The organism is Micromonospora sp. PRAS1 (genome assembly GCF_059553435.1).
The window spans coordinates 170,832-188,827 of record NZ_JCANNB010000005.1 but is presented as its reverse complement, the minus strand read 5'-3'; the positions used below and the strand labels follow the sequence as shown (position 1 = coordinate 188,827).

The 17,996-nt window shown below is 69.7% G+C and carries 21 protein-coding genes; 6 read left to right on the top strand and 15 right to left on the bottom strand.

The features are described 5' to 3' along the window. The first annotated feature begins 72 nt into the window (after positions 1 to 72). The 3 genes from AC507J_RS07455 (at position 73) to AC507J_RS07445 (ending at position 2,172) form a co-directional block, all read left to right on the top strand. Positions 73 to 372, top strand: coding sequence for a DUF1540 domain-containing protein (locus AC507J_RS07455; protein WP_496288322.1), 300 nt, complete (start codon positions 73 to 75; stop codon positions 370 to 372). 61 nt (positions 373 to 433) lie between these two features. Further along, entirely contained in the window at positions 434 to 1,330 is an 897-nt protein-coding gene (locus AC507J_RS07450) for an ABC transporter ATP-binding protein (RefSeq protein ID WP_496288321.1), read from the top strand. Next, positions 1,327 to 2,172: an ABC transporter permease gene (locus tag AC507J_RS07445; RefSeq protein WP_496288320.1), complete on the top strand. Its 846-nt coding sequence runs from the start codon at positions 1,327 to 1,329 to the stop codon at positions 2,170 to 2,172. The genes AC507J_RS07450 and AC507J_RS07445 overlap by 4 nt, the downstream gene beginning before the upstream one ends. Positions 2,173 to 2,182: 10 nt before the next feature. Here the strand turns inward: AC507J_RS07445 and AC507J_RS07440 are convergent, their stop codons facing one another. Next, entirely contained in the window at positions 2,183 to 3,031 is an 849-nt protein-coding gene (locus tag AC507J_RS07440; protein ID WP_496288319.1) for a 3-hydroxyacyl-CoA dehydrogenase family protein, read from the bottom strand. A gap of 175 nt (positions 3,032 to 3,206) precedes the next feature. Then, a complete protein-coding gene (gene murA, locus AC507J_RS07435) occupies positions 3,207 to 4,649 on the bottom strand; it encodes a UDP-N-acetylglucosamine 1-carboxyvinyltransferase (protein ID WP_496288318.1) in 1,443 nt (480 codons plus the stop codon). Between murA and AC507J_RS07430 the strand changes: the two genes are divergently transcribed. After that, a complete protein-coding gene (locus AC507J_RS07430; RefSeq protein ID WP_496288317.1) occupies positions 4,648 to 5,220 on the top strand; it encodes a cob(I)yrinic acid a,c-diamide adenosyltransferase in 573 nt (190 codons plus the stop codon). The genes murA and AC507J_RS07430 overlap by 2 nt on opposite strands. Further along, positions 5,196 to 5,612: a VOC family protein gene (locus AC507J_RS07425; RefSeq protein ID WP_496288316.1), complete on the top strand. Its 417-nt coding sequence runs from the start codon at positions 5,196 to 5,198 to the stop codon at positions 5,610 to 5,612. The genes AC507J_RS07430 and AC507J_RS07425 overlap by 25 nt, the downstream gene beginning before the upstream one ends. A gap of 95 nt (positions 5,613 to 5,707) precedes the next feature. Here the strand turns inward: AC507J_RS07425 and AC507J_RS07420 are convergent, their stop codons facing one another. The 13 genes from AC507J_RS07420 to AC507J_RS07360 form a co-directional block, all read right to left on the bottom strand. Then, positions 5,708 to 6,298 carry a hypothetical protein gene (locus AC507J_RS07420; protein ID WP_496288315.1) on the bottom strand — a complete coding sequence of 197 codons (591 nt, stop codon included), beginning with the start codon at positions 6,296 to 6,298 and terminating at the stop codon, positions 5,708 to 5,710. 400 nt (positions 6,299 to 6,698) lie between these two features. Further along, positions 6,699 to 7,154 (bottom strand): DUF2550 domain-containing protein, encoded by a 456-nt coding sequence (locus AC507J_RS07415; protein WP_496288314.1) that lies wholly within the window; start codon positions 7,152 to 7,154, stop codon positions 6,699 to 6,701. A gap of 12 nt (positions 7,155 to 7,166) precedes the next feature. After that, positions 7,167 to 7,448 carry a F0F1 ATP synthase subunit epsilon gene (locus AC507J_RS07410; RefSeq protein WP_496288313.1) on the bottom strand — a complete coding sequence of 94 codons (282 nt, stop codon included), beginning with the start codon at positions 7,446 to 7,448 and terminating at the stop codon, positions 7,167 to 7,169. Positions 7,449 to 7,536: 88 nt separating this feature from the next. Further along, positions 7,537 to 8,694, bottom strand: coding sequence for an LCP family protein (locus tag AC507J_RS07405; RefSeq protein WP_496288312.1), 1,158 nt, complete (start codon positions 8,692 to 8,694; stop codon positions 7,537 to 7,539). A 228-nt stretch (positions 8,695 to 8,922) separates the two neighbouring features. Next, a complete protein-coding gene (gene atpD / locus AC507J_RS07400) occupies positions 8,923 to 10,377 on the bottom strand; it encodes a F0F1 ATP synthase subunit beta (protein ID WP_496288311.1) in 1,455 nt (484 codons plus the stop codon). Then, entirely contained in the window at positions 10,377 to 11,315 is a 939-nt protein-coding gene (locus AC507J_RS07395) for a F0F1 ATP synthase subunit gamma (RefSeq protein WP_496288310.1), read from the bottom strand. The genes atpD and AC507J_RS07395 overlap by 1 nt, the downstream gene beginning before the upstream one ends. Before the next feature lie 9 nt (positions 11,316 to 11,324). Further along, entirely contained in the window at positions 11,325 to 12,971 is a 1,647-nt protein-coding gene (gene atpA / locus AC507J_RS07390; protein ID WP_496288309.1) for a F0F1 ATP synthase subunit alpha, read from the bottom strand. Positions 12,972 to 13,064: 93 nt separating this feature from the next. After that, entirely contained in the window at positions 13,065 to 13,886 is an 822-nt protein-coding gene (locus AC507J_RS07385; protein ID WP_496288308.1) for a F0F1 ATP synthase subunit delta, read from the bottom strand. Beyond that, positions 13,886 to 14,410, bottom strand: a complete 525-nt coding sequence (locus AC507J_RS07380; RefSeq protein WP_496288307.1) for a F0F1 ATP synthase subunit B — start codon at positions 14,408 to 14,410, stop codon at positions 13,886 to 13,888. The genes AC507J_RS07385 and AC507J_RS07380 overlap by 1 nt, the downstream gene beginning before the upstream one ends. Positions 14,411 to 14,441: 31 nt before the next feature. Then, positions 14,442 to 14,669 carry an ATP synthase F0 subunit C gene (gene atpE, locus AC507J_RS07375; RefSeq protein WP_496288306.1) on the bottom strand — a complete coding sequence of 76 codons (228 nt, stop codon included), beginning with the start codon at positions 14,667 to 14,669 and terminating at the stop codon, positions 14,442 to 14,444. Positions 14,670 to 14,764: 95 nt separating this feature from the next. Beyond that, positions 14,765 to 15,586: a F0F1 ATP synthase subunit A gene (atpB, locus tag AC507J_RS07370; RefSeq protein ID WP_496288305.1), complete on the bottom strand. Its 822-nt coding sequence runs from the start codon at positions 15,584 to 15,586 to the stop codon at positions 14,765 to 14,767. Next, positions 15,587 to 15,808 (bottom strand): hypothetical protein, encoded by a 222-nt coding sequence (locus AC507J_RS07365; protein WP_496288304.1) that lies wholly within the window; start codon positions 15,806 to 15,808, stop codon positions 15,587 to 15,589. 172 nt (positions 15,809 to 15,980) lie between these two features. Continuing rightward, the gene (locus tag AC507J_RS07360; RefSeq protein WP_496288303.1) at positions 15,981 to 16,445 is read right to left on the bottom strand and encodes a hypothetical protein; all 465 of its coding nucleotides are present in this window, start codon (positions 16,443 to 16,445) and stop codon (positions 15,981 to 15,983) included. Between the two features lie 35 nt (positions 16,446 to 16,480). Here AC507J_RS07360 and AC507J_RS07355 point away from each other — a divergent pair, with 35 nt between their 5' ends. Further along, on the top strand, positions 16,481 to 17,989 hold the full coding sequence (locus AC507J_RS07355; protein ID WP_496288302.1) for an SDR family oxidoreductase: 1,509 nt from the start codon (positions 16,481 to 16,483) through the stop codon (positions 17,987 to 17,989). The last annotated feature ends 7 nt before the right edge of the window (positions 17,990 to 17,996 follow it).

The following is a 17,996-nucleotide window of genomic DNA, read 5'->3' as shown; positions in this document are numbered from 1 at the left end:
CAGCCGGACGAATCCCAGCACGCAGACTCCTCCAAATGCCTAAAATCGGGCAATAACCTAGAGGAGGTCGCGATGACCGCAGCGATGGAGATGCCCCGGGTCCAGGAATGTGTGGTGGCCGCCTGCGCGTACAACCACACCGGCGACTGCCACGCCTTCGCCATCACGATCGGCAGCATGGACCACGCCCACTGCCACACCTTCATCGAGATGCCGTCGGTCCGGGCCGGCGCCGACGGGCAGGTCGCCCAGGTGGGCGCATGCCAGCGCGCCGACTGCCGCCACAACGAGCAGTTGGAGTGCCGCGCCCCCGCCATCCGGGTCGGCCCGGACGCGGACCTGGCGGACTGCATGACGTACACCAGCCGCTAGCGGGTGCTCTTCCTTACACCCCCTCGGCCGGCGGGTACCGGCAGGCCGCACACTTGACGGCATGAGTGACGAGGTCGCGATCCGGGTCCGCGGGTTGCGCAAGGCGTACGGCGGAAACGTCGCGGTGGCTGGGCTGGACCTGGACGTCCACCGAGGCGAGGTGTTCGCCCTGCTCGGGCCGAACGGCGCGGGCAAGACCACCACCGTGGAGATCCTGGAGGGCTACCGCCGGCGCGACGCCGGCGAGGTGCAGGTCCTGGGCACCGACCCGGAGCTGGTCTTCGGGTCGCGACCGCGCGGCCCGCACGCGCGCGCCACGGGGCGACCGGCCGCCGACTGGCGGAGCCGGGTCGGCATCGTGCTACAGGGCACCGGCGAGTTCGACGAGCTGACCGTCGCCGAGGTGGTCGGCCACTTCGCCGGCTTCTACCCGGGCGGGGACGATCCGGACAAGGTGATCGAGCGGGTCGGCCTGGCCGGCAAGGCCCGCGCCCGTACGCACAGCCTCTCCGGCGGGCAGAAGCGGCGGCTGGACGTGGCGCTGGGCATCATCGGCCGCCCCGAGCTGCTCTTCCTCGACGAGCCGACCACCGGCTTCGACCCGGAGGCCCGACGTGAGTTCTGGGAGCTGATCCGGGATCTCTCCGCCGCCGGCACCACAATCGTGCTCACCACGCACTACCTGGACGAGGCCGAGGCGCTCGCCGATCGGGTCGGTGTGATCGCCGGTGGCCAGCTGATCGAGGTGGCCACGCCGGAGCGCCTGGGCCGACGGCAGGAGGCGCTGGCCACGGTCTCCTGGCGTACGCCGGAGGGTCGGGTAGAGAGCGCGGAGAGCGCGACGCCGACGGCGCTGGTGACCGAGTTGGCCGCGCGTTTCGGCGGCGAGGTGCCCGGCCTGACCGTCACCCGGCCCACCCTGGAAGACATCTACCTGCGCATGATCGGACACCGATGACCACCACGACGAAGCCGGCGACCCCGGTCACCGCCCCCGCGCCCCGCCGGCTCGGGCCGACCAGCCTGGCGCTGCGACAGGGGCGGCTGGAGCTTCGGCAGTTCCTGCGCAGCCGGGAGTCCGTGGTGTTCACCCTGGGCTTCCCGATCATCATGGTGCTGATCTTCGCGTCGATCTTCAACGACGAGATCGCGCCGGGGGTGAGCTACACGCAGTACTTCGTCACCGGCATGATCGCTACCGGTCTGATGACGGTCAGCTTCCAGAACCTCGGCATCTGGATCCCGATCGAGCGGGACCGCGGTGTGCTCAAGCGCTACCGGGGCACGCCGATGCCGAAGTGGGTGTGGTTCGCCGGCAAGGTGATCATGGTGTTGGTGACCGGCGTGGTGATGACCGCCCTACTGCTCGCCGTATCGGTCACCCTGTTCGACCTGGACCTGCCGCGTACCGCGAGCGCCTGGCTGACCTTCGGCTGGGTCAGCGCGCTGGGCGTCACGGCCTGCACCCTCTGCGGCATCGCGATCTCCTCGCTGGCCCGTACCGCCCGCAGCGGCTCGGCGGTGGTCACCCCGGTGGCGCTGGTGCTCCAGTTCATCTCCGGCGTCTTCTTCGTCTTCACCAACCTGCCGACCTGGATGCAGCAGGTGGCGGCCATCTTCCCGCTCAAGTGGATGTGCCAGGGGCTGCGTGCGGTATTCCTGCCGGAGAGCTTCGGCGCCCAGGAACCCGGGGGCTCGTTCGAGCTGACCCGGGTCGCCCTGGTCCTCGCCGCGTGGTGCGTGATCGGCCTGGTGCTCTGCCTCACCACCTTCCGCTGGACCACCAGCCGCGACGGTTGAGGGTGCGACCTCAGTACGAGTAGAAGCCCTGGCCGCTCTTCCGCCCCAGGTCGCCGGCGGTGGCCATGCGCTGGAGCAACTCCGGCGGAAAGAACTTCTCGTCGGCGGTGTCGGTGTAGATGTTGCGGGTGGCGTTGAGCAGCACGTCGACGCCGGTCAGGTCGACGGTGGCGAGCGGGCCCATCGCGTGCCCGAAGCCGAGCTTGCAGGCGGTGTCCAGGTCCTCGGCGGAGATCACGCCCGCCTCGACCAGCTTGACCGCCTCCATCGCCAGGGCGCAGATCAGCCGGGTGGTGACGAAGCCGGCGATGTCCCGGTTGACCACCACGACCGTCTTGCCGATCTCCTCGGCGAACGACTTCGCCGTGGCCAGGGTGGCGTCGCTGGTCTTGTAGCCGCGGACCAGCTCGCAGAGCTTCATCATCGGCACCGGCGAGAAGAAGTGGGTGCCGACGACCGCCTCGGGACGGTCAGTGGCCGCCGCGATCTGGGTCACCGGAATGGCCGAGGTGTTGGTGGCCAGGACCGCGTCCGCCTTGCAGATCTTGTCCAGCGCGCGGAACACCTCGTGCTTGATCTCCAGCCGCTCGAAGACCGCCTCCACCACGATGTCCGCGTCGGCCGCCGCCTCCAGCTCGGTCGTCGGGGTGATCCGGCCGAGTGCCGCCTCGACGTCGTCCGGGGAGATCTTCCCCTTCTCGGCGAACTTCCCAAGCGACTTCCGGATGCCGTCCACGCCGCGCCGCGTCGCGGCGTCGTCCAGGTCCCGCAGGGTCACCTGCCAGCCTGCCTGCGCCGCCACCTGGGCGATGCCCGAGCCCATCAGCCCGGCACCGACGACCGCGAGTCGACCCGCCATTTGTCTCTCCCTCGCTGCTGACCGAGTGTCCACCTGCACCCTAGCCGGCAAGCCTGAACGGAGGCTAAGGCGGCACCGTCGGCGTTGTACGGGCTGCGGCGGCAAGGGTCGGTGCGGTGCGGACTGCGGCGGCAAGGGTCGGCGCGGTGCGGGATGTGTGACGGGCTACGGCGGCTCAGATGGTCAGGTCGGGTTCCTCGGGCGCGGTGGCCCGCTCGACCTCGATGCCGAGCGCCCGCAGGTCGGCCACGAAGTCGGGATAGCCCCGGTCGACGTGATGGACGTGGGAGACCTCGGTCATCCCGTCGGCGCAGAGCCCGGCGATGATCAGCCCGGCGCCGGCCCGGATGTCGGTGGCCCGTACCGGCGCGCCGGAGAGCCGGTCCCGGCCGCGTACCACCGCATGGTGCCCGTCGGTCTTGATGTCCGCGCCCAGCCGCATCATCTCGTTGGCGAACATGAAGCGGCCGTCGAAGATGTTCTCGGTGATCAGCGAGGCGCCGTCACTGAGCGCGGCGAGCCCGATCGCCATCGGCAGCAGGTCGGTGGCGAAGCCCGGATAGGGCAGCGTCACCACGTCGACCGCGGTGGGCCGGTCGTCCATGCGTACCCGGAAGGCGTCCGCCCGGGTCTCCACCAGCCCACCGGCCGCGACCACCTTGTCCAGCGCGACCTCCAGGAACGCCGGGTCCACGCCGGTCACCGTGACGTCGCCGCGGGTCATCGCCGCGCCGAAGGCCCAGGTCCCGGCGACGATCCGGTCGCCCACCGTCGCGTGCCGGACCGGTTGCAGCCGGGGTACGCCGACGACGGTGATGGTGGAGGTCCCCTCCCCCTCGATCAGCGCGCCCATCCGGATGAGCATGGTGCAGATGTCCACGATCTCCGGCTCTCGGGCGGCGTTGTCGATCACGGTGGTGCCGTCGGCCAGCACCGCCGCCATGAGCAGGTTCTCGGTCGCCCCGACGCTTGGAAAATCCAGGGTGATCTCGGCACCGTGCAGGCCGTCGGGCGCGGAGGCGATCACGAAGCCGTGCTCGCCGGAGATCTCGGCACCCATCCGGGTCAGCCCGGAGACGTGCATGTCCAACCCGCGCGAGCCGATCGCGTCGCCGCCCGGGTGGGCCACCCGCACGTAGCCGCGCCGGGCCAGCAGCGGGCCGAGCACGCAGATGGACGCGCGCAGCCTGCGGACCAGGTCGTAGTCGGCCTCGACGCCCGGCCGCTCGGGCACGTCGATGGTTACCGACCGGGACCGGGCCACCCCGCCGCCCGCCACCATCGGATCGACCGGCTCGTCCGCGTCGAACCGTACGTCGCAGCCCAGTCGGCGCAGCACCTCGCCCATGATGGCGATGTCGGTGATCCGTGGCACGTTGGTGATCATGCTCCGGCCGGGGGCGAGCAGCGCGGCGGCCATCAGCTTCAGCGCGGAGTTCTTCGCACCCACCACGTGTACGGTGCCGGCGAGGCGGGCCGCGCCGGAGACCCGGATGACGTCGACGTCGGCGATCCCCGGATCACCCGCGTCACCCGGTCCCACCCCGGCGGAGCGGCCCGGGCCCACCTCCGGTCGCGCCGGGATGGTCAGGTCCGGTATCCGTAGGCTGTGCGTCATGGCCGTCCACCTCACGCGCATCTACACCAAGGCCGGCGATGCCGGCATGACCAGGCTGAGCAACAACGAGCAGGTGCCGAAGACCGATCCCCGGATCGCCGCGTACGCGGACGTCGATGAGTGCAACGCGGCGCTCGGCATGGCACTCGCCCTGGGCCAACTCGACGACGAACTCCGCGCGGTGCTCGGGCAGGTCCAGAACGACCTGTTCGACGTCGGGGCAGACCTGTCCACCCCGGTCGAGCCCGAACCGAAGTACCCGCCGCTGCGGGTCACGGAGGGATACGTCGAGCGCCTCGAGGGCTGGTGCGACGAGTACAACGGGCGCCTGAGCAAGCTCAACTCCTTCATCCTGCCCGGCGGCACCCCGGGCGCGGCACTGCTGCACGCGGCGCGGACGATCGCCCGGCGTGCCGAGCGGTCGGCCTGGACCCTCCTCGCACACGACCCCGACCGGACCAGCACCCTTCCGGCAAAGTATCTCAACCGGCTCTCGGATCTGCTCTTTATCCTGTCAAGAACGGCAAATCCGGACGGAGACGTGCTATGGGTGCCGGGCGGAGGCCGGTGACGGTCGGTGGCCTGCACCACGTGGAGCTCTGGGTACCCGACCTGGGCGCCGCAATGCACAGTTGGGGCTGGCTGCTCGGTGAACTGAGCTGGACGCCCTTCCAGGAGTGGCCGGCCGGCCGATCCTGGCGACTCGGCCCGACCTACCTGGTACTTGAGGAATCCCCCGCGCTCTCCGGTCGACGCCACGACCGGCTCGCGCCCGGCCTGAACCACCTGGCCTTTCACGCCGGTCCGCCCGCCGCGGTGGACCGGCTGGTCGAGCAGGCCCCGGCGTACGGCTGGAAGCTGCTCTTTCCCGACCGCCACCCGTACGCCGGCGGCACAGACACCTACGCCGCGTACCTGACCGACGGGCAGGGTTACGAGGTGGAGTTGGTCGGCTCCGCCTGACCGGCCGAGGTCACCGGTCGCGCCGGAGGCGGCGCAGACGCCGCTGGCCGGCACCCTTGTCGGGTGCCGGCCAGCGTGTGTTCGTTGGCTGGTGGTCAGCTGTTCCAGTGCTGGGTGACCAGGTCGGCGGCCTGCTGCTCCCACTGGGCGTACAGGAACGGGTGCGCCGACACCTGCACCGTCTGGGCGGCCTCGGTCAGCGGCATGTCCTGCCAACCCTTGACCTGCTTCAGACCCTTCAGGAACGCCGTGGTCGAGTACTCCGGGTCGGTGATCTGCTCCACCGTGCCCCAACCACTGGACGGACGCTGCTGGAACAGGCCCTGCGAGTCGTGGTCGTTGCGGTCACCCAGGTGACCCAGGTTCTCCAGCTTCGACTCCTGCAACGCCGTCGCGATCGACACCACCGCGGCACGCTCGTCCATACCGGCCTTCTTCGTCGCCGCGATGATCGCCTTCACATTTGCGGTCTGCTCGCCGTCCAGCTCGATGCGGGACTGCTCACCCTGCACACCGTGCGGGATCAACTTGCCCGTGTCCGGCTTGTCGGCCTGCACCGCCGCCACCGGCTCACCGGCGGCCAGCGCGCCACCGTCGACGTGCGCGGCGACCGGGCCGGCGACCATGCCACCGGCGAAGGCCAGACCAGCGATACCCAGCATGCTCTTACGGAAGATCGTGTTCATGACGAAAGCTCCATTCGGGGGTCGGCGCACACGAACCCGACAAAGGGGGGTCGGATCGCACACGCAAGCACCGTCCGGCGCTCAAAAACAAAGGGGGAAAGATCAGAGATCCAGCACGCGGGGCCAGGTAGGCCACCTTCGCAGCGCCGGGACCATGTGTAACCACCACCGGCCCGCCAACATTCCGGGCCCCGCAAACTCCGCACATCCCGGGGCCTGCTGCGGTCGGTCACCCGGTTACAACGCCCCGACCCCACCACCGATTCCGCCCCCAGGATGCCGCCGGTCACAGCGGGATGCGGCAGGCCGGCAGGGCATCCGACATACCACGCGAAGACCCCGGTCGAGCGAACCGGACACCTGGCACATCCGGGCAGACCTCACGCCCGACGGCGCAGAATCAGGCTGCCGGCCAGTCCTGGGAGGCCAGACGCGGCGAGACCGCCCCCGGAGGGGCGGCCTCGAGCCAGGAGAGGAATCCGGTGACGGTGGACCGCGCCATGGCGATCTCGACCGGAGCGTGTCGACTGGTACAGCGGAGGATGATCCAGTCAGCCGGCATGGACATCCGTTCCTGCCCCTCGGGCAGTCGCCGTCGCTCCACGGTGAGCGTCTCGCGGGACAGCACCCGCCGGGGGCGTACCGCGAAACTGAACATCCGATACCAGCGGAGTTCGTCGCCGACGAACCGGCCGAAACCGGGCGACCAGCCACGACCGTCGAGAACGGTGGTGGTCCGGACGCTGAGCCGGATGATGCCGCCGCTACGAGTGACCAGGGCCCGCCGGATGAAGAGGAACAGGAGCGCGCCGAGGATCACGGCGAAGCCGATTCCGATCCCTTCGACGATCTCCATCGGCGGCTGCGCTCAGTTACCCGCGGCGGAGGTCGGGGTCGCGCTCTCGGCGAGTACGGTGACGCCCCGGTCGCTTACCGACAGGAACCCGCCGGCCACCTCGTAGGCGATCTGCTCGCCACCGGGGAGCTTGATGCGTACCTGACCGGGCTCGGCGAGTTGACCGAGCATGGGCGCGTGACCCGGCAGCACGCCCAGCTCACCCTCGGTCGTCCGGGCCGTGACCAACTCGGCCTTGCCGGACCAGACCTTCTCCTCGACGGCCACGAGCTGGACGTTAAGCGGCTCTGCCACGCTGTCTCCTTGCTGAGCGGCGGATTGGGGAAATTCTAGTCGCGCCCCGGACCTGTTCATCATGCGGGTGCCGAGACCTGCGCCACGATCAGCCCTTGTTCACCAGCTTGGGATGTTCCAGGAGGAACTGATCCAGCAGATTCCGCTCCAGGGCGACGAAGAAGTCGTCCACCTCGGGCTCGAACCGCTCACCGCGGTACTTCCCGTTCTCGAAGACCCCACCGCCCGGCAGCTTGATCATCTGGATGTTGCCGGGACGGATGTCCTTGAGCGCGAGGCCGAAGTCGACAACGCTGTGGCCCCGACCGCTGAAGATCAGCGACTCGCCGGCCGCCCGGAGCACCCGGTCCAGCTTCACCGGGTTGGTCACCACGTCGGCGCTGAACGCCTGACCGGCCATCGCCTTGACGAACTGCTGCTGGTGCCGCTGCCGGCCGTAGTCACCGTCGGGCACACCGTTCTCCGGGTACCGCTGGCGTACGTAGTCCAGCGCCTGCCAGCCGCTCAGATGCTGCTTGCCCTTTGGGTAGACCGCCTGCGGACCGATGTAGCCCGAACCGTTGGGGTTGCCCTTGCGATGCTTGCCGTCCGGCTCGCGGTGCTCGGAGCGGACCTCCCGCTCGATGTTCATGGTGACGCCACCCATGGCGTCGACGATCTTCCGGAAACCGGAGAAGTTGATGATCGCGCCGGCGTCGAAGCGCTCGATCCCGGTGACGTTCTGTGCGGTGAGGGCGAGAAGTTCGAAGCCGCGCGCCGGGTCCGGCTTCCCGTCGGCCACCCGGCTGCCGAACGACATCGCGTCGTTCAGCTTGCTGGTGGTGCCGTTGAAGTCCGCCTTCTGGAACGGCGGGATCTCGACGTAGAGGTCGCGCGGCAGCGAGAAGAGGTACGCCCGGTCCAACTCTTCGGGCACATGCAGCACCATGATCGCGTCGGCCAGGGGCGGGGTGTCGTCGTCCCGCGGGTCGATGCCGACCAGCAGGATGTTGAGCGGGCCCTTGATGTCGCTCTTGCGCTCGCTGGCGCCGGCCGCCTGGTCACCGAAGAGGTCCGCCTTGCCGACCGCGCCCTCGTAGCGGGCCATCAGCGCCTCGGCACCCACAAGCGACGTGCCGCTGAGCACCATCAGGACGACACCGAAGATGGTGCAGAGCTGCGCCCAGCGGGGCACGCCCCGCCAAACCGACGGTTTACCGCCACGCCTGCCGCGCCTGCCACCCCTGCCGGCCTTGCCCACGAGCATCTCCGTTCGTCGCGCCCCCCTGGGGGATACGGGCGCGCGTAGCCGATTGGTTGAACTTCTCGCCGCCCACTTGCAAAGAGCGTGGCTAGACGTTATCTCGCCATCGACCAGATCGCCGACCACCGAAACGCCACCGACGGCCCCGGCGGTCGGGCGCAACGAACAAGGAAGGCCGCCCCGGCGTAAACCGGGACGGCCTTCCTGCGCTCGTGTCGAGGGAGCCGAACGTCAGCCCTTCATCAGCTCGGCGGCCTTCTTCTCCAGGTCGTCGAGCCCACCGCACATGAAGAACGCCTGCTCGGGGAAGTGGTCGTACTCGCCCTCGCTGATCTTCCGGAACGCCTCGATGGTCTCCTTGATCGGGACCGTCGAGCCCGGCACGCCGGTGAACTGCTCCGCCGCGTAGGTGTTCTGCGACAGGAAGCGCTCGATCCGCCGGGCCCGCTGGACCGTGATCTTGTCTTCCTCGGAGAGTTCCTCGATGCCGAGGATGGCGATGATGTCCTGCAGGTCCTTGTAGCGCTGGAGGATCCGCTTCACCTCGCTGGCCACCTGGAAGTGCTCCTGGCCGACGAACTCGGGGGCCAGGATCCGCGACGAGGACGCCAGCGGGTCCACCGCCGGGTAGATGCCCTTGTCGGAGATGGAACGCTCCAGGTTGGTGGTCGCGTCCAGGTGGGCGAAGGTGGTCGCCGGGGCGGGGTCGGTGTAGTCGTCCGCCGGCACGTAGATCGCCTGCATCGAGGTGATGGCCTGGCCCCGGACCGAGGTGATCCGCTCCTGGAGCTCGCCCATCTCGTCGGCCAGCGTCGGCTGGTAACCCACCGCGCTCGGCATCCGGCCGAGCAGGGTGGAGACCTCGGAACCGGCCTGGGTGAAGCGGAAGATGTTGTCGATGAAGAGCAGCACCTCCTGCTTCTTCACGTCCCGGAAGTACTCCGCCATGGTCAGCGCGGAGAGGGCGACCCGCAGCCGGGTGCCCGGCGGCTCGTCCATCTGGCCGTAGACCAGCGCCGTCTTGTCGATGACGCCGGAGTCGGTCATCTCGTGGATCAGGTCGTTGCCCTCGCGGGTGCGCTCACCCACGCCGGCGAAGACCGAGGTACCACCGAAGTTCCGGGCCACCCGGGTGATCATCTCCTGGATGAGCACCGTCTTGCCCACGCCGGCACCGCCGAACAGGCCGATCTTGCCGCCCTTGACGTACGGGGCGAGCAGGTCGATGACCTTGATGCCGGTCTCCAGCATCTCGGTCTTCGGCTCCAGGTCCGCGAAGGCCGGGGCCTTGCGGTGGATGCCCCAGTGGTCGTCGGCCTGGATGGTCTCGCCCTCGCCGAGGTTGAGGCACTCGCCGATCGCGTTGAAGACGTGGCCCTTCACCGCGTCGCCGACCGGCACCCGGATCGGGAAACCGGTGTTGCGCACCTCGGTGCCGCGGACCAGGCCGTCGGTGGGCTGCATCGAGATCGCGCGGACCAGGTTGTCACCCAGGTGCTGGGCGACCTCCAGGGTCAGCGTCTTCTCGCCGCCGGAGAGGGTCACGTTCACGTGCAGGGCGTTGAAGAGGTCCGGCATGGCGTCGCGCGGGAACTCGGCGTCGACGACCGGGCCGATGACCCGGACCACGCGACCCGTGGCCGTCTTGGTCTCAGCTGGTCCACCAGCAACTGCGGATACAGTCATCACACTTCACTTCCCGACGCGGCCAGCGCGTTCGCGCCGCCGACGATCTCACTGATCTCCTGGGTGATCCCGGCCTGGCGGGCCGAGTTCATCTCACGCGTGTACTTGTCGATCATCTCTTCGGCGTTGTCGGTGGCGCTCTTCATCGCCCGCCGACGGGCCGCCGACTCGCTCGCCGCCGACTCCAGCAACGCCGCGTAGATCCGCGTGTTGATGTACTTCGGCAGCAGCGCGTCGAGCAGCGCCTCCGGGTCCGGCTCGAAGTCGTAGTCCGGCAGGGCACCGGGAGCCGCCTCTTCGCGGGGCCGCTCCTCGACCTGCAACGGGCCGATGATCCGGGTGACCGGGGTCTGGGTCATCATCGACTTGAACTCGGTGTAGACGATGTGCAGCTCGTCCACCCCGCGCACGCCGTCCGGGCCGGGCCCACCGTCGACGTCGTCCGCGCCGGCGGTGAACGCCTTGATCAGCGTCTCACCCACCTCGCGGGCGTCGGTGAACGCCGGTTGCTCCGAGAAGCCCGTCCAGCTGGCCTCGATCGGCCGGTTGCGGAAGCGGTAGAACGACACCCCCTTGCGCCCGATGACGTAGAGCACCGGCTCCTTGCCGTCGGCCTGAAGGCGGGCGATCAGCGACTCCGCCGTGCGGATGGCGTTGGAGCTGTAACCGCCGGCCAGACCCCGGTCGGCGGTTACCAGCAGCACGCCCGCCCGCCGCACCCGCTCGCGCGGGGTAAGCATCGGGTGGTCGATCCGCGCGTTGGACGCCAGCGCCGTGAGCACGCCGGTGATGGCCCGGGCGTACGGCAGGGACGCCTGCACCCGGGCCTGGGCCTTGGCGATCCGGCTCGTCGCCACGAGCTCCATCGCCTTGGTGATCTTCTTCATCCCCTTCGCCGAGCGAATGCGTTGACGAAGAACACGTACCTGCGCCGCCATGGCCCGGCCCTAACGCTTCTCGGCCGGAGCACCGCCGCTGTAGCGGGTGACCGTCTCGTGCTCGGACTCGCCCTCCAGCGGCTCCGCCGGGGCCTCGTTGATCGAGCGCTCGTTCTCGCGGCCGAGGAAGCCCTGCTTGAACTCGGTGACGGCCGCGTCGAGGGCGGCGATGATCTCGTCGTCCCACTTGTTGTCGGCGATCGCCTGGAGGGTGGCGCTGTGCTTGCGCCGCAGGTGCTCCAGGAGCTGCGTCTCGAAGCGCCGCACGTCGCCGACCGGGACGTCGTCCAGCTTGCCCTCGGTGCCGGCCCAGACCGAGACGACCTCGTCCTGCACCGGGTACGGCGAGTAGTTCGGCTGCTTGAGCAGCTCGACCAGGCGGGCGCCGCGCTCCAGCTGGGCCTGCGAGGCCTTGTCCAGGTCCGAGGCGAGGGCGGCGAACGCCTCCAGCTCGCGGTACTGGGCCAGGTTCAGCCGCAGCGAACCGGCGACCTTGCGCATCGGCTTCACCTGCGCCGCGCCACCGACCCGGGAAACCGAGGTGCCGACGTTGATGGCCGGCCGGACGCCCTGGTTGAACAGGTCGGTCTCCAGGAAGATCTGGCCGTCGGTGATCGAGATGACGTTGGTCGGGATGAAGGCCGAGATGTCGTTGGCCTTCGTCTCGATGATCGGCAGGCCGGTCATCGAGCCGCCGCCCATCTCGTCGGAGAGCTTCGCGCAGCGCTCCAGCAGCCGGGAGTGCAGGTAGAAGACGTCACCCGGGTACGCCTCACGGCCCGGCGGGCGACGCAGCAGCAGCGACACGGCCCGGTACGCCTCGGCCTGCTTGCTCAGGTCGTCGAAGACGATCAGGACGTGCTTGCCGCCGTACATCCAGTGCTGGCCGATGGAGGAGCCGGTGTAGGGGGCGAGGTACTTGAAGCCCGCCGGGTCCGACGCCGGGGAGGCGACGATGGTGGTGTACTGCATCGCGCCCGCCTCCTCCAGCTGCCCCTTGATGGAGGCGATGGTGGAGGCCTTCTGGCCGATGGCGACGTAGATGCAGCGGACCTGCTTCTTCGGGTCGCCGGAGGCCCAGTTCTCCCGCTGGTTGAGGATGGCGTCCAGGGCGACAGTGGTCTTGCCGGTCTTCCGGTCACCGATGATCAGCTGCCGCTGGCCCCGGCCGATCGGCGTCATCGCGTCGATGGCCTTGATGCCGGTCTGCAGCGGCTCGAAGACCGACTGCCGGGCCATCACGTTCGGAGCCTGAAGCTCCAGCTCGCGGTAGCCCTCCTCGGCGATCTCGCCGAGGCCGTCGATCGGCTGGCCGAGCGCGTTGACCACGCGGCCGAGGAAGCCATCACCGACCGGCACCGAGAGCACCCGGCCGGTGCGCTTGACCCGCTGCCCCTCCTCCAGCCCGGAATAGTCGCCGAGAACGACGACACCGATCTCCCGGACGTCGAGGTTCAGCGCCACGCCGAGCGTGCCGTCCTCGAACTCCAGCAGCTCGTTGGTCATGGTCGAGGGCAGGCCCTCGACGTGGGCGATGCCGTCGCCGGTGTCGGCGACGGTGCCGACCTCCTCACGGGAGACGTCGGGCGAGTAGGAGGAGACATAGCGCTCCAGTGCGCCGCGGATCTCCTCCGTCGAGATGGTCAGCTCGGCCATCCTCTGCTTCCTTAAGTATCAGGGGCCCGGGATACCTAGTACCGACCGGTCCTCGGGTCGACTGTCGTTTCCGGGCGCTTCGCGGGGTGCTGGTCAGCGCTTCGCGAGCGCGTTACGGGTCTCGTTGAGGCGGCGCAGGATCGTCCCGTCGTACAGGTCCGAACCCACCCGGACGCTCGCTCCGCCGAGGATCGTCGGGTCAACCGTAAGCTTCACGGCGACCGCCCGGCCGTAGATGGCCGAGAGCTGGTCACTCAGCCGGCGTTCCTCGTCCTCGCTGAGCGGTGCCGCGACCGTCACGTACGCGACCTGCCGGTCGCGCCGCTCCGCCGCCAGCTCCACCAGCCGGGACAGCGCGGCGGAGAAGGTCCGACCGCCGAAGCCGGCCAGCGCCGCCTCGATCAGCCGTACCGTCGCCGGCCGGGCCTTGCCCGTCAGGAGCATCCCGACCAGCTCGGCCCGCTGCGCCACCGGCGCGTTCGGGTCGGAGAGGGCGTTGGAGAGCTGCGGATCCGCGGCGACCACCTGGCCGAAGCGGAACAGCTCGTCCTCCACCTCGCTCAGTTCACCGGCGCGGTCCGCGCTGGCGAGCAGCGCCTGCACGCCGAGACGCTCGGCGCCGTCGAGCAGCTCCGACGGCGCCGACCAGCGGCCGGCCACCAGCGCACCGAGCAGGTCGAGCGCGTCCGCGCCGACCTTGCCGGAGAGCACCGAGGTCAGCAGCCCGGTCCGGTCCGCACCCTCGCGGGCCGGGTCGGAGAGCGCCCGGCGCAGCCGGACCTCCCGCCGCAGCAGGTCCGCCACGGCGAGCAGTTCGGCACCGGTGGTGGCCACCGCCGACGCCTCGGCGCTGGAGACGTACGCCTCAAGCCGGGTGAGGGCGGCGGCGTAGGACTCCCGGCTGGCGGCCTGCATCAGCGGGCCCCCGCGCTCTCGAGATCGGTGAGGAACCGCTCGACGGTGCCCTTGCGGCGGGCCTCGTCGGCGAGCGACTCGCCCACGATCCGGCTGGCCAGGTCGACCGCGAGACCGCCGACCTCCGCGCGCAGCTCGCGCACGATGGTCTGGCGCTCCACGGCCAGCGACTCCCGGCCGGCAGCGATGATCCGGTCCGACTCCTCCCGGGCCTTCGCCAGGATTTCGGTACGGATCGACTCGGCGTCGGCGCGAGCGTCGTCCCGGATCTGCGCCGCCTCGGTACGCACCTCGGCGAGCTGGGCCCGGTACTGCTCGAGCAGCTGGTTGGCCTCGGCCTGGGCGGCCTCGGCGCGCTTGAGCCCGCCCTCGATCGCATCGACCCGCGCCTGGTACATCGTCTCCATGCGCGGCAGCACGAACTTCATCAGGACGAAGCAGAGCAGGGCGAAGGCGATCGACCCGATGACGAGCTCCTGCCAGATCGGCACGAGCGGGTGGTGGCCTTCCGCGGCGAGAATCATGTCAGACCTCCGGGTCGAGGAGTGTGGCTCGTCAGCCGCCGACGGCGAACGCGAGCACCAGGCCGAAGAGCGCGAGCGCCTCGGCCATGGCGAAGCCCAGGAACAGCCAGGTGCGGTTGTAGCCGGCGGACTCCGGCTGGCGGGCGCTCGCCTGGATGTAGGCGGAGAAGATGATGGCGACACCAATGGCGCCACCGATCGCGGCGAGGCCGTAGCCGATGGTGTTGACGCTGCCCTCGACGGCGGCAAGAACGTCCATTGCTGGTATTCCTCCTAGTAGACGCGTGACTTCTCACGCGTACGGTGTCGTGCCGGAAGCTTGGTCGGGCCGGGCGGCCCGCCGGAGTCTGTGGGTCAGTGCTCGTCAGCGAGCGAGGTGCCGATGTAGTTGGCGGACAGAGTGACGAAGACGTACGCCTGCAACAGTGAGACCAGCACCTCGAAGAAGGTCATCAGGATCGACATCGCGAAGGAGGCGACTGACGCAGCCTGGATGAAGAGGTTGTCCGAGGCGAGCATCACGAAGCCGCCGACCGTGAAGACCAGCAGGATCAGGTGCCCGGCGAACATGTTGGCGAAGAGACGTACCGCCAGCGTGACCGGCCGGACGATGAACGTCTGCAGAAACTCGATCGGGATCAGCAGGAAGTGCATCGGCCAGGGCACGCCCGGCAGGATCAGGCTCTGCTTGAGATATTGGCCCAGACCATGCTTGCGGACGCCGATGTAGAGGTACATCACGTAGGTGATCAGGGCAAGCACGATCGGGAAGGCGATGTGCGAGTTCGGCGATATCTGCAACCCGGGGGTGATGCCGAAGAGGTTGGTCAACAGGATGAAGCAGAACAGGACCGTGAAGTACGGGGCGAATCTGATCCCGTCCTTACCCATCTGCTCCTTGGCGATGTTGTCCCGAACCAGGCCGTAGACCGATTCCGCCATCCACTGGCCCTTGCTCGGCACCAGCTTCGGGTTCCGGTAGGCGACCATGAAAAAGATGATCAGCAGTCCGACGGCCAGCCAGACCATCAGGGTGAACTTCGTGACCCACGGACCGGCGACGTCCGGCGGGTAGAAGTCTTCGACCCTGGGGGGCCAGGGAAGGCCCTCTGCGGCGACAAGCTGTCCGCTCACCGATTCATCCTCCGCACTCGACAGACCCGCGCGTGCCGGCACTCAGGCACTGAGCCTCTTCATGATCAGGTAGATCGCTCCGGCTGCGCCGAGCATCATGCCGACTGCGACCCCGATGCCGGCCGGTAGTCCGAGGAGTTCCCCCGCCAACCAGCCGAGGAATCCCCACACCACGATGCCGGCAAGCAGGTAGCCAAGTACGGCTCCGGCTGCGCCCTTTGACGAGTTGTCGTCCGGGCGATCGCGGTGTGGGTTGTCGGCCATGACGAGGCGAACACTATCAGCCGGGTGTTTCGCGAGTGTGCGGCACCCCCCACACTGCGAGCAGCGTGCGGGCGGCGGGTACGGGCGCGTCAAGCCGTGCGTCAGCCTACTCCTGTCCGGCCGGCCGAACAGGCCGACGAAACACCCGGAAACGCCAGCCGTACGGTCAGTGCTAAGACGAACGGCGCACAGTGGGTAGCGGCGCCCGCGAGGCCCAGGTCAGGTGGGCTCCGGACCAGACAACCACGGCCGCGATGGCGGCCACCCCCAGATCCGGCAATCCGGGCCAGCCGGTGGCCGCGGCGGCAGTCATCACCACGCCCAGGATGACGATCTTCACGCCGTAGGTGGCCAGCCCCACCGGCATGATCAGCTTGGGGTGCACCGCGTCGGCCCAGGCGACCGAGAGGCCGGAGATCAGGTAGCTGACGACCACCAGGGCGATCCCGGCGGCCACGCCGACCGCGCCGGTCGGTCCGCGCAGCCAGGCCGCGGCCGGCACCCCGATCCCGGCGAGCAGGGCGCAGGCGAACAGCGGCAGCCGGAGGTGGGGCAGGCGAGCGCGGATCGCACCCGGTTCCCCGGCGCGGGGCTGCTCGGCGTACGGCCCCCAGACGGTGTCCTTGGCGGTCTCCACAACGCCCGAGTCTATGCGGCCCCAGACTGGAGAACGTGAGATGCCTGGTCACCGGTGCCACGGGGTACATCGGCGGGCGCTTGGCGCCCCGCCTGCTGGCCGAGGGGTACGACGTGCGCTGCCTGGCCCGACGGGCCGGACGGCTGCGCGACGTGCCCTGGGCCGGCGCGGTCGAGATCGCCGAGGGCGACCTCGGCCGGCCGGAGTCGTTGACCGGGGTCTTCGACGGGGTCGACGTGGCGTACTACCTGGTGCACTCGCTCGGTCAGGCCGGCTTCGAGGCCGCCGACCGGCAGGCCGCCGAGAACTTCGCGACGGCGGCCCGCGCGGCCGGCGTACGCCGGATCGTCTACCTGGGTGGGCCGGAGCCGGCGGCCGGCCAGGGCGCCTCCTCGGCGCACCTGCGCTCCCGGGACGAGGTGGCGCGGATCCTGCTCGGTAGCGGGGTGCCGACGGTGGTGCTCCGGGCTGCGGTGGTGATCGGCTCCGGCTCGGCCTCCTTCGAGATGCTGCGCTACCTGACCGAGCGGCTGCCGGTGATGGTGACCCCGCGCTGGGTGCGCAACCGGATCCAGCCGATCGCGGTCCGCGACGTGCTGCGCTACCTGGTCGGCTGCGCGACGCTGCCGCCGGAGGTCAACCGGGCCTTCGCCATCGCCGGCCCGGACGTGCTCACCTTCGCCGAGATGATGCAGCGGTACGCCCGGGTCGCCGGCCTACGCCGCCGGCTGCTGCTACCGGTACGCCCGCTGACGCCCTCGCTCTCGTCCCACTGGGTCGGGCTGGTCACCCCGGTACCCAACGCGCTGGCCCGGCCGCTGGTGGAGAGCCTGGTGCACGAGGCGGTGGCGCACGAGCACGACATCGCCGTCTACCTGCCGGATCCGCCGGAGGGGCTGACCGGCTTCGACCGGGCGGTCGAGCTGGCCCTGGCCACCGTCCGCGACGCCCAGGTGGAGACCCGGTGGTCGACCGCGGCCGGGCCGGACGCACCCGCCGAGCCGCTGCCCAGCGACCCCGCCTGGAGCGGCGGCAGCGCCTACACCGACATCCGGGAACAGCCGGTGGCGGCACCACCGCAGGTGCTGTGGCAGGTGATCGAGGGCGTCGGCGGCGAGCACGGCTGGTACTCGTTCCCACTCGCCTGGTCGGTGCGGGGCTGGCTGGACCGGCTGGTCGGCGGGGTGGGACTGCGTCGCGGCCGGCGCCACCCGCACCAGCTCCGGGTGGGCGAGGCGCTGGACTTCTGGCGGGTGGAGGAGATCGTGCCGGGCGAACTGCTGCGGCTGCGCGCCGAGATGCGGCTACCCGGCCGGGCCTGGCTGGAGATGCAGGTGCGGCAGGACGGCGACGTGGTCCGCTACCGGCAACGCGCCGTCTTCCTCCCGCACGGGCTGGCCGGGCAGGCCTACTGGGCCGCAGTGGCACCGTTCCACGCGCTGGTCTTCGGCGGAATGGCCCGCAACATCGCCGCCAGCGCCGAACGAGCATGCAAGGAAGGGCCCCCTTCTAACGCCTCCGGTATAGGAAGGGCCCCTTCTTAACATCCAC